This is a genomic window from Phenylobacterium sp. (assembly GCF_030646615.1).
GTDB lineage: Bacteria > Pseudomonadota > Alphaproteobacteria > Caulobacterales > Caulobacteraceae > Phenylobacterium.
On record NZ_JAUSLG010000043.1, the window covers coordinates 21278 to 32492 of the forward strand.

An 11215-nucleotide genomic window follows, 5' to 3' on the forward strand; every position below is an offset into this window, starting at 1 on the left:
TCGAGGAAGGCTAGAAGCTGAGCTTGACGCCTGCGTAAAAGCGGCGGCCGAGCACGTCGTAGAGGGCCGCATCGGTGGCGCCCTCCCCGGTCCAGGCCGGCGGCTGGCGGTCGGCGATGTTCAGGACGCCGCCGCGGACCTCGACCCGCTCGTTCAGCCGGTAGGTTCCGCTGAGGTCGAAATAGTCCATGGCCTTGACGCCGGGCGCGCTGGCGACGGCGGCGCCGACATTGGCCGAGTTGTCCATGCTGTCGATCCAGCGCCAGCGCAGATTGAGGCGGGCCGGGCCGACCTTGTAGTCGACGCTGGTGTTCACCTTCCAGGCGGGATGGGAGATGGCGTCGGCGCTGATCTGGGCGTTGCCGATCGTGCCGGCGTAGTCGACGAAGGCGCCGCCGGCCAGGGTCTGGATGGCGTACTTGTCGGTGTAGGAGACGATGAGGTTCAGACCGAGTTCGCCCGGCGCCGTGGCCCAGCCGAAGTCCCGGAGTTCGGCCCTCCAATCCACCTGCAGATCGGCGCCGGCGGTCTCGTAGCCGGCCAGATTGAGGAGCGGCGTGGTGATGGTCGAAAAGCCGCCCGACGCCCCGCGGTTGATCAGCTGGCAATAGTAGTTCTGGGGGTCGTAGGTGGGGTTCGAGGCGTTGTCGCCGTTGAAGCAGCGCTGGGCGATGACGTCGCCGGTGATGAGACCGATCGCGTCCGTGATCTTGATCTCGTAATAGTCCAGGGACGCCGTCAGGCCGCTGAGCAGCGGGTTGTCGAAGGCCGAACGCCAGACGAGACCGGCGGTGTAGGAGTCGGCCGTCTCCTCGATCAGGTTGCGGTTACCTGACACCTGCGACTGCACCGAGGTGCCGGCGAACCGGTGGGTGTCGATGATCGTCTGCGGCACGCCCGTCGCCAGGCACAGCGCCTTGACCTGGGCGGCCTGGGAACCGGTGCGATAGGCGCTGGCGACATCGCAGGGATCGCCCAGTCCGGCCGAGATGCGCCCGACGGTGGTCCCGCTCTGCTCCGAAGGCTGGAACAGCTCGCCGACAGAGGGCGCGCGGATGGCGCGCTGGTATCCCCCGCGGACGCTGAAGCTGTCGGTCAGCTCCCAGTTGGCGCCGGCCTTGTAGGTGTGCACGCCGCCGACGGAATCATAGTCGGAGTAGCGGTAGGCCAGGTCGAGGTCGAGGCTGCGGATCAGCGGCAGGTCGCGGGCGATAGGCGCCAGGATCTCGAGGAAGAACTCCGTCGATGAGGTCTCCCCACTGGTCAGGCTGGACAGGCTGGTGGCCAGGACCGCCCCCGTCTGGCGCTGGGCGTCCGGGGAGAAGTCGTAGGTGTTCTTGCGGTAGCTGAGGCCGCTGGCGAAGCGGACCTCGCCGGCCGGGAGATCGAAAACCCGGCCCTGCAGGCTGCCCTCAACCACGGTCTGCTGCAGCTCGGTGGATTCGTGCATCTCCCGCAGCAGGTAGTCGAGGCAGTCCTGCGAGGGGCGGTCGAAGGCCAGCGGGTCGAGGCCGCCCTGGCAGAGGCTCACGCCGCCGTCGGGCGCCTCCACCAGGGAGAGGAAGGCCGCACGGTCGATATAGCCGCCCATGCGGGTGTTCTGCTCGGTCCGGCCAAAGCTGGCATAGACGTCCCAGCCGCCGTCGATGATGTCCAGATCGCCCCGCAGGCCGCCGAGCACCTGACTGACATTATAGGTGTTCTCGACGATGTCGGGCGAGTAGCGGCCCGTGTTGAAATACAGCAGCAGCGGCGCGTTCGGATCGGGCCGCGAGGCGGCGATCGTCTTCAACCCCTGGGGCAGGAAGGGATTGGTGACCGGAACATAGACGTCGCGGGTGATGGCCTGGTTACGGCCATACCAGGTCTGGTCGGCGGTATAGTGGGCGTAGTTGAACTGGCCATAGGCCTCGACGGCGTCGGTCAGATCATAGCTCACCCGCCCAAACAGGGTCTCCCGCTCCAGCGGCTGGAGCAGCGGCGCAAACTCGCCGATCGGCAGGGCCACCTGATTGTTGGCGGTGATCGTGTAGAGGCCGTCCTCCGGGAAGCGGAAGTTCTGGATCGGGTTGGTGATGGTGAACAGGGTGCCGTCGGTGTTGCGGCTGAAGGCGGCGCTGCGCAGCACCGACCCCGTCACGCCGTAGGAGGCGAACACCCCGCTGACCGCCGCCTGGGTCGGCAGGTTGGCGGCGTTGGGATAGATCAAGCCGCTCGGCAGGACCGAGGTGATGCCGCCATCGACGAAGAAGTCGCGGCTGCCCCGGTTCACCCGCTGGCGATCCATGTAGGAGGCCGAGAACATGGCATGGCCGCGCCCATCGGCGATCGGTCCGCCGGCGGCGACGCTGACGTCGAGGGTCTCGCCATCCTCCCGCTCGGTGGCGCCATACTGGGCGTCCGCCACAAGGCCGGTGAAGCGGTCGTTGAGGCGGAAGTTGACGACGCCGGCGATGGCGTCCGATCCATAGACCGCCGAGGCGCCGCCGGTGATGATCTCCACATTCTGCAGGAGGGCGCCGGAGATGGTGTTGAGATCGATCCCGCCCAGGGGATCGGAGGGCTGCATGCGACGCCCGTCCTGCAGGACCAGGGTTCGCACGGCGCCCAGGCCGCGCAGGTTGGCGTTGGCGCGGCCGCCGCGGGCCTGGCTGGTGGAATTGGCGCCGGCATTGGCCGCGAACTGCGGCAACTGGTTCAGGGTGACGTCCAGCGAGACCGGGCCCGCCGCATCCAGGGCGCCGCGCTCCAAGGTCACGATGGGGCTCTCGGCCACATAGTCCTTCCGTACGATGCGGGAGCCGGTGACGATCACCTCGCCGATTTCAATCGGCGCGGCGGCGGTCGTGAGGTCCTGGGCCTGGGCGGCGGCCGCCCAGCTGACGACCAGGGTCGAGGCTGCGCACAGCAGCGGCGCTTTGCAGAATTTCATCCAGATAATCCCCCGTTTGACCCCAATCCTGGCTTGGGGTGTCACTGGGCAGGACGAGGCGCCCCAGGGAATCCTCACCGGTTTTTTTCGGCCGTCCGCTGCGAAAACTGTCACACAGAAATGGAATGAGCGGGGCGCGCCGCGAGGGCCGTGACCTGTTCCGCACCCTCGGCCGCACGACGCTGGGGCCTGCGTTTCGGTGACCTTGAAAAGCGATCTCCACCCGCCCACGATCGTCGGCGACGGCCTGGCCGAGCTCAGCGAACGGCTGCGCAAACCCCTGATGGCCTATTTCCGCCGCCGCTCGGCCGACCCCGCCGAAGCCGAGGACATGACCCAGGAGGTCTTTGTTCGCGCCATGCGCCGGGAGGGCGAAACCGACGTGCGTTCGGCCGAGGCCTATGTGTTCACCATCGCGGCGAATCTGGCCCGCGACCGGGCCAGGACCCGGGCGGCGCGGCACGCCGGTCGGCACGTCAGTCTCGATGTGCTGGTGGCCGGCGAAGCCCCTTTCGATCTGGCCTCTGAGGATTCTTCGGCCGAAACCGTCCTGATAGAACGGGAGCGTCTTCGTCAGGCGCTGGCGGCGCTCGAGGAGTTGCCTGAGCGAACGCGGGACATCTTCATTCTATTTCGGGTCGAGAAAATGCGGCAGGCGGAGATTGCGACACGGCTGGGCGTCTCGGTGAGCGCGGTCGAAAAGCATGTCGTCCGCGCCGCCGCGCACCTGGCGCGTCGCCTGCGATGAACAGCCTGCATCCGGTCTTTCGCGACATCGGCGCGGCCGAGGACGCCACAGACGCCGCCGCCGCCCTTTGGCTGGCCAGGGACGGCGCAGGCTGGTCGCCCGCCGAGGAGGCCGCCCTTCAGGCCTGGATCGCTGGCGACGCCGCGCACGCTGAGGCCTGGGCCGGGATCGGCGAGGTCATGGGCCTGTTCGACGACCCCTCGGCGCCCGAACTGGTCCCCCTGCGGGACCAGGCGCTTCGGGCTGCCGGATCGGGCGCGCGCCGTCCCCCGGTCCTCACCCGCCGGCGACTGATCGGCGGGGGCGTGGGCGCCGGACTGGCCGCGGCCGCGGCCGGCCTCGTGGTCTTGCAGCCACAGCCCGCCTGGCGGATCTACCGCGCCGAGCCGGGGGCGCGGCGCTCCGTCGCCCTGGCCGACGGGTCGCAGCTGACCCTGGACGCCGGCGCCGAGGTGCGCGCACGCTTCACCGACGGGCGGCGAGATCTGATTCTCACCACCGGACAGGCCCGCTTCGAGGTGGCCAAGGACCCCCGGCGCCCGTTCGCCGTCGCCGTGGGCGATCACCTCGTCGTCGCCACGGGCACGGCCTTCAATATCGAACACGACGGCCATGACGCGATGGTCACGCTCCTGGAGGGCCGGGTCGAGGTTCGCGCCCGGCGAACGGGCCAGGTCGCCGCGCGGCTCCGGCCAGGCCAGGGCTACCGGCTCGCCGGCGGCGGCGAAGGGGTCCTGATCCCGCAGGCCGACGTGAAGCAGGCGCTCGCCTGGACCGACGGCCAGCTGATCTTCCAGGACGAGCGGCTCGAAACCGCGGCCCGCCGGGTCAGCCGCTATTCGCCGCAGCGCCCGATCCGCGTGTCGCCGGAGGCGGGCGACCTGCGGGTCAGCGGCGTCTTCGCCGCCGACGATGCGGACGCCTTCGTCGAGGCGGTGAGCCTCTATCTGCCCGTGGCGGCGACGCGACGGCCCGACGGATCGGTCGATCTGGCCCTCCGGCGGGCGGCCGCTCCATGACTGCAGCCTCCGGCCAGGCCCAGAGGTTCGGCTAGACATGGTCTTGGCCTCGCGCCTTGGAAGATCCCCCGCCTGGGCGGTCGCGGCCCTGGCCCTCGCCCTCCTTTCCCCCGTCGCGGCCCTCGCCCAGCCTGCGCGCGCCACAGCCTACGAGCTGGCGCCCCGGGACCTGGCCGGCGCACTGGTCTGGTACAGCCTGCAGACCGGCCGGCCGCTGATCGTCGATCCGCAGCTCACCCGGGGGCGGCGATCCGGCGCCGTCCATGGCGCCCGCACGGCCGAGGCCGCCCTGGAGCAGGTGCTGGCCGGCACGGGCCTGACCGCGACGCGGTCGCCGGGCGGCGTCGTGATGATCGGGCCGGCGGTGGCGACGGTCCATGGGCCCGCCCCGCTCGCCCCGCCCCCGACGGTCACCGAGCTGCCGGAACTGGTCGTCACCGCAGAGCGTCGTCCAAGCCTCGCCTTCGAGACGCCGATGGCCCTGTCCACCTTCTCCGGCGAGCGACTGCATCAGCTCGGCCTGACCGACATGGAGGCGGTGGCGCAACAGACGCCGGGCCTCACGGTCTCGGCCGCCTCGCCGGCCAGCGCCGGCTTCTCCATGCGGGGCGTCACCCAGGCCTCCGGCGACGCCACCCGTGAGCCTCGCGTCTCGGTCTTCCAGGATGGCGTGCCGGCTTCGAAGGAACGGGGCGCCTATTTCGAACTCTTCGATCTGGAGCGGGTCGAGGTGGTCAAGGGGCCGCAATCCACCCTCTATGGCCGCAGCGCCATGACCGGCGCGATCAATATCGTCCAGAACAAGGCTGATCCCGGTGGCGTTTCCGCCCGCCTGTGGCTGGAAGCAGGCGGCCAGGGCTGGCGTCGCATGGACGCCATGGCGAACCTGCCCCTTGGCGAGATCCTGGCCCTGCGGCTGGCCGCCGTAAGCCGCCACCGCGACGGGGACGCGCCCAATCTGCTCGGCGGCGCGGACCTCCAGGCGATCTCCACCAACGCCGGCCGCCTGGGGCTGAGCTTGCGGCCCGACTGGGGCTCGGCCGACCTGATCATCAACTACCAGCACGACCGCACCAGCGGTCCGGCCCTGAAGTCCTTCCTGTTTGCGCCGGCCGACCCGGTGTCTGGCCAGCCCCTTGGCGACCTTGACCGGTTCACCCCGCCGGCCCTGTCGGCCCAGGACGCCCAGGGACGCCCCCAGCCGCTTGGCCTGGACCGGCGACTCTTCTCGGCCAGCTTCGGGCTGGAGACAGACATCTCACCGGCGCTCACCCTGTCGAGCCTGACCTCCTATCGGCGCTTCGCCGCTGATGACCAGCAGGACGCCGACGGCCTCGCCCTGCCGATTGTGAGCCTGCTGGAGCAGACGCGGGGCGCTCAGCTCAATCAGGAGATCCGCCTCGCCTATGACCGACGCGGCGCCTGGCGGGGGTTCTTGGGCGTCAACCTCTTCGCCGAACATGGGACCCAAAGGGTGCCCATGGTGATCGATGAGCGATACCAGCTGGCGCGCATGACGGGCCGCCTGGCCAGCCCCTGGCCCCAGTCCGCAGACGCCCTGCTGCAACCCCAGTTCCTGGCCGACAGCTTGCGCGATCTCGCCGCCCGCCGGGGCTATGTGCTCGAGGGACCAACGGCGCTGGCCATCGCTGGCAATCTCAAGGCGCGCCACCTGGAGCGAACTCAGAACTACAGTGACGTCCGGGCGCTCGACATCTTCGCCGACGCCACAAGGCGATTCGGGACCAGGTGGGAGGTCTCGGCTGGCCTCCGGTTCGGCGCCGACGAGAAGACGAGCGCCGTATCGCCCGCCGTCCCGCTGGGACCCTCTGTCCTCGCCGGCGTGATTGCGGCCGCAGGCATGGATGAGCCTCGGCGCAAGGCGTTCCTTCAGCATCTGGCCGGCCCCGACGCCGGACGCCTGTCGGCGGAATGGCCGCCCTACGGCCTTCTCTTTCAGCCCACCGCCGGCAATGGCGACAAGATCGCGAGCGATCTGGATGACTCGGGCTGGAGCTGGCGCCTTGCGGCGAGATACGCGCCGAACCCCACAGTCAGCCTCTACGGGACCTATGCCCGCGGACGGCGGCCGACGGTGCTGGTCGCGGGCGCCCCGGCCGCGCCTCTGGGCCCCGCCAGGTTTGGCGTTGTGCCCGCTGAGGTGGTGGACTCCTTGGAGTTGGGCATGAAGATGCGGCCGGCCCGCCTTCGACTGGCCGTTGATGCGGCCGTCTACGCCTATGAGTATCGCGACTTTCAGACCACCCGTGTGGAGGCGGGGCAGCTCCGAACGGTAAACGCCGGTCAGGCCACCGCCCACGGCCTTGAGGTGGAGGCCACCTTCATCCCGGCGCCCGCAGCCCTGGTGGGCGTCACCTACGCCTATGGCCACGCCCGGCTGCGATCAGGCGCCATGGCGGGCAACCGCTTCCGTCTCGCACCGGACCATCAGGCGTCGATCCATGCCGAGGTCACCTGGCCCCTCGTCGGCGGCGAGCTCGCCTTTCGTCCCGTCTATAGCTGGCGCTCGAAGTTCTTCTTCTCGGACGACAATGACCGGCCGGACCTCTCCCGCGCCCTAGCGCCAGATACGGTCCAGGACGAGTGGCAGGGCGGCTATGGGCTTCTGGACCTGCGCCTGGCGTTCCAGCCTTCCGGCTCGGAATGGACCGTCACGGCGTTCACCAAAAACGCCCTCGACCAGCGTTACCTTCAGGAAGCCGGCTTCATCGGTGAGGCGCTCGGCTACTCGGCCAGCGCGCCCGGGCCTCGCCGCCTGATCGGCCTGGCGATCGAGTGGACCTGGTGAGGCGCCGATTGGCTTCGCCGCGGCTAGAGCATGATGCGATCAGACGGAACCGTCTGATCGTTGAATCAGGCTCTAAACTATGAGTCTTGAGCGCGTTCCGATAACCGGTTCCCACTTATCGGAACGCGCTCTAGACGAAGGCGCCCTTGCCGCTGGTGACCTCGGTATAGCGGTGCACCCGCACCGACTGGACCAGGCCAAAGCCGATCATCACCGTCTGCATGACGGTGCCGCCATAGGACAGCAGCGGCATGGGCACGCCCACCACCGGCGCCAGGCCCATGACCATGGCCCCGTTGATCAGCACATAGAGGGTGAAGGTCGCCGTCACCCCTGAGGCGGCCAGCCGGCCGAAATGGCTGTGGGCCAGGGCGGCGGTCCGCAGGGCCATGAAGATCACCGCGGCGAAGATGGCCAGCACCGAGGCGCAGCCCAGGAAGCCGAACTCCTCGGCCAGGGTGGCGAAGATGAAGTCGGTGTGCTTCTCGGGCAGGAAGTTCAGCTGGCTCTGCGAGCCCAGCCCATAGCCCTTGCCGAAGAAGCCGCCGGAGCCCAGGGCGATCTTCGACTGCAGGATGTGATAGCCCGAGCCGGAGGGATCGCTCTCGGGGTTGAGGAAGGTGAGCACCCGCTTGCGCTGATAGTCGTGCATCACGAACATCACCATCGGCGGCACGGCCACGATGAAGGCCAGGGCGGCCGCGGCGATGATCCGCCAGGACAGTCCCGCCAGCACGACGATGGCGCCCCCGGTCAAGGCGATCAGCATGGCGGTGCCAAGGTCGGGCTGGTGAGCCACCAGCAGCACCGGCGCGCCGATCATCAGGGCCGGAATCAGCAGCCACCAGGACAGTCGGGCCTTGTCGGCCGAGACCCCGTGATAGAAGCGCGCCAGGGCCAGGACGATGCCGACCTTCATCACTTCCGACGGCTGAAAGCTGATGAAGCCCAGGTCGAGCCAGCGGGTGGCGCCCATGCGGGTGTCACCGAACAGCTCCACCGCCACCAGCAGGACCAGGCCCAGGCCGTAGATGGGATAGGCCAGCGCAAACCAGACGCGCACGTCGAACAGGGCCAGCGCAATCATCAGGATCAGGCAGAAGCCGAAGCGGAAGAGGTGCGCCCCGGCCCAGGGCTCCCACGAGCTCCCGGCCACCGAGAACATCATCAGCGAGCCCGTCCCGGCCAGCAGGCAAAGGGCGATGACGAAGGTCCAGTCGATCTGGGTGAACTTGACCACCAGGCGGTCGCGCTCACCCGGCCGGGTCAGGGCGCTGACGGTCATGTGGGCGCCGCGGGATCGGCCGCCAGGGGCGGCCCTTCGACGGGGGCGTCTGGCGCAGCCCCGACCGGCGGCACGTCGCTGACATCGGGCATGGGCAGGGGCCGCTCAATCCGAGCGCGGATCTCGGGGTCCTTCAGCAGGGCCACCCGCATCACTTCCCTGGCCCGGGGCGCTGCGGCGGTGGCGCCGCCCTTGCCGCCATGCTGGATGATCACCGAGATCGCATATCGCGGCTCATCAATGGGGGCGAAGGCCACATAGAGATTATGGTCCTTCAGACCCCAGCGAACGCTGTCGCTGCTGCGCGAGGCCACGCCGTCATAGCTGCGGACCTGGGCCGTGCCGGTCTTGCCGGCCATCATCACATCGCCGAGGCCGAGCTGGCTCTGCCGATAGGCGGTGCCGCTGCGGTCATTGGCCACCGAGATCATGCCGGCGCGCACATAGTCCAGGTGTTCAGTGGAAAACGGCAGGGGCGGCACCTCGTCGCCCGGCGGCATCTCCACCCCGCCCACCGACTTGACCAGCCGGGGATTGAGCTGCTTGCGGCCATTGGCCAGGCGGGCGGTCATGACCGCCAGCTGCAGGCCGTTGACCGCCACATAGCCCTGGCCGATTCCGTAGCTGACGGAATCCCCGGGATGCCAGGTGGGGTCGCGCTTGACCTGGGTGCGCTTCCATTCGGTGGAGCCCACAACGCCGCTGCGCTGGCCGGGAATGCCGATGTCGAAGGTCTGGCCAAAGCCGAGCGCCTTGGCCGCCCGGGCGATGGGATCTGGCCCCATGCGCAGAGCCACCTGATAGAAGTAGACGTCGCAGGAATTCTTGATGGCGTCGTGCATGTTCTGGGGTCCGTGGCCCCCATGCCGCCAGCAACGCCAGGTCCGCCCGCCAAAATACCAGCCGCCCGAGCAGTTGATGCGCTCCTCCGGGTTGATGCCAGCGCTCAGCGCGGCCAGGGCGGTCGTCATCTTGAAGGTGGAGCCCGGCGGATAGGTGCCGCTCATGGCCTTGTCGAGCAGGGGCCGGCGCTCATAGTCGGCCAGGGCGCGGTACTCCGCCGTCGACAGGCCGCGGACAAAGCGGTTGGCGTCGAAGCTGGGCGTCGAGACCATGCACAGCAGGTCGCCGCTACGGCAGTCCATGACCACGATAGCGCCGCTCTCGTCCCCCATCACCTCCAGGGCGCGGTTCTGGATGTCCACATCCAGGGTCAGTTCGACGGTCTTGCCCGCCTGGGCCGGGATGTCGCCGTCCTGGTCGTGGCGGATTTCGCGGCCCCGGGCGTCCACCTCGACCTTCTTGGCGCCGGTGCGGCCGCGGAGATCCAGGTCGAAGGCCTTCTCGACCCCCTGGCGACCGATGCGGAAGCCCGGATGCAGCAGGATCGATTCGGAATTAGGACCGGTTTCGGTGAGATCCTCGCGGTTCACCTTGGCCACATAGCCGATCACATGGGCGAAGGCGCCGCCGTAGGGATAGACCCGCACCTCGCCCATATCGGCGGTGACATGCGGCATCTCGGGCGCCCGGATGTTGATCGCCGAGAACTGCTCCCAGGTCATGTCCTCCATGACCGAGACCGGGCGCTGGTTGGGCGTGCGCTCGAACTCGCGCATCAGCCGGGCCTGGCGATCGTCGTCCAGCGGTACGAAATGGGCCAGGGTCTTCAGCGTCGCGCCGGGCTCATGCACCCCGTCCTTGACCACCAGCAGGCGGAAGTTGGGACGGTTGGTGGCCAGCACCTCGCCATTACGATCGACGATCAGCCCGCGGGGCGGCGGCACCAGGCGGAAGTTGAACTGGTTGGACGCCGAGAGCTTCTCGTAGCGCTGGGCCTCGAGGATCTGCAGGTGGGCCAGTCGGCCGCCGAGGGCCAGCATGCCGGCGCCGGCGAAACCGCCCAGCAGGAAGCTGCGGCGGTGGAAGGTGCCCTGCCGCTCATTGACCTCGGAGAAGAAGATGGACGGCTCGCTCAATGCCGTCGCCCCCTATCGAAACCGCACATCGGCGTCATCGAACCTGTCGATGAGCCGATGCGCAAACGGATACAGCAGGATTGTGGCGAGGAATTGCCACATCACCGCCAGAAAATTGGGGGTGGCCCGGGCGGTGAGCTGGGTGATCAGGAAGGCGACCAGCTCGGCCACGGCGCAGGCGACCGCGAACCAGGCCCACATCATCGGGCGGCTCTGGCCGACCATCATCGAGCGCGCGCCCAACACCGCCCCATAGGCCACCAGCAGGGACAGCGCCCAGAGCCCTATGGGGCCGCCCCAGAAGAGGTCGAGGAACAGGCCCAGGAACAGCACCCCGAAGGGCGCCAGCATGGAGGGTCGGATCACCGCCCAGGCGAAGGCCGGGACCATGCAGAAGACCGGCTCCGGCAGGCCCCAGCCGAAAACCCGCACCGGCAGGCTGA

The 11215-nt window shown here is 68.9% G+C and carries 7 protein-coding genes; 3 read left to right on the forward strand and 4 right to left on the reverse strand.

All coding sequences use genetic code 11. From position 1 onward, the window contains the following. Nucleotides 1-10 precede the first annotated feature (10 nt). Nucleotides 11-2932: a TonB-dependent receptor domain-containing protein gene (locus tag Q7S93_RS07035; RefSeq protein ID WP_304713062.1), complete on the reverse strand. Its 2922-nt coding sequence runs from the start codon at nucleotides 2930-2932 to the stop codon at nucleotides 11-13. 199 nt (nucleotides 2933-3131) lie between these two features. Here Q7S93_RS07035 and Q7S93_RS07040 point away from each other — a divergent pair, with 199 nt between their 5' ends. The 3 genes from Q7S93_RS07040 to Q7S93_RS07050 are packed head-to-tail and all read left to right on the forward strand — an operon-like array spanning nucleotide 3132 to nucleotide 7508. Further along, nucleotides 3132-3680: an RNA polymerase sigma factor gene (locus Q7S93_RS07040; protein ID WP_304713064.1), complete on the forward strand. Its 549-nt coding sequence runs from the start codon at nucleotides 3132-3134 to the stop codon at nucleotides 3678-3680. Continuing rightward, nucleotides 3677-4699, forward strand: a complete 1023-nt coding sequence (locus Q7S93_RS07045; RefSeq protein ID WP_304713065.1) for a FecR family protein — start codon at nucleotides 3677-3679, stop codon at nucleotides 4697-4699. The genes Q7S93_RS07040 and Q7S93_RS07045 overlap by 4 nt, the downstream gene beginning before the upstream one ends. 37 nt (nucleotides 4700-4736) lie before the next feature. Next, nucleotides 4737-7508: a TonB-dependent receptor domain-containing protein gene (locus Q7S93_RS07050; RefSeq protein WP_304713067.1), complete on the forward strand. Its 2772-nt coding sequence runs from the start codon at nucleotides 4737-4739 to the stop codon at nucleotides 7506-7508. A 130-nt stretch (nucleotides 7509-7638) separates the two neighbouring features. Here the strand turns inward: Q7S93_RS07050 and rodA are convergent, their stop codons facing one another. The 3 genes from rodA to Q7S93_RS07065 all read right to left on the reverse strand — a co-directional run. Next, nucleotides 7639-8793, reverse strand: coding sequence for a rod shape-determining protein RodA (rodA, locus tag Q7S93_RS07055; RefSeq protein WP_304713069.1), 1155 nt, complete (start codon nucleotides 8791-8793; stop codon nucleotides 7639-7641). Then, nucleotides 8790-10772, reverse strand: a complete 1983-nt coding sequence (mrdA, locus tag Q7S93_RS07060; RefSeq protein WP_304713071.1) for a penicillin-binding protein 2 — start codon at nucleotides 10770-10772, stop codon at nucleotides 8790-8792. Before mrdA ends, rodA begins: the two co-directional genes overlap by 4 nt. A 12-nt stretch (nucleotides 10773-10784) precedes the next feature. After that, a partial coding sequence (locus Q7S93_RS07065) for a hypothetical protein (protein WP_304713072.1) occupies nucleotides 10785-11215 on the reverse strand: 431 nt, incomplete at its 5' end.